Genomic DNA, 216 nt, shown 5'->3' on the forward strand with positions numbered 1-216 from the left:
CCGGGACTGACCGGCGTCCGGTCAGGGGATTCCATCGCGAACCATGACGCCAGTTCGTCGGCTGGAAGTGGCCGGGCGTAGTGATATCCCTGGGCCAGGTCGCAGGCGAGCCCGATCAGGGCCTCACGCTGCCCCTCGGTTTCGACGCCCTCGGCTACCGCCTTGATCCCGACGGCGTGGGCCAGCAGGTACCCGCAGGGGGCATGATCGAAGAGC

The 216-nt window shown here is 68.5% G+C and carries 1 pseudogene; it reads right to left on the reverse strand.

The window, feature by feature from the left end:
* Positions 1-80: 80 nt before the first annotated feature.
* Positions 81-188, reverse strand: a pseudogene (locus K728_RS22335) (EAL domain-containing protein); the annotation flags it as partial.
* Positions 189-216: the final 28 nt, after the last annotated feature.

Source organism: Arthrobacter sp. CAL618 (assembly GCF_000468215.1).
In the GTDB taxonomy this organism is placed as follows: domain Bacteria; phylum Actinomycetota; class Actinomycetes; order Actinomycetales; family Micrococcaceae; genus Arthrobacter_D.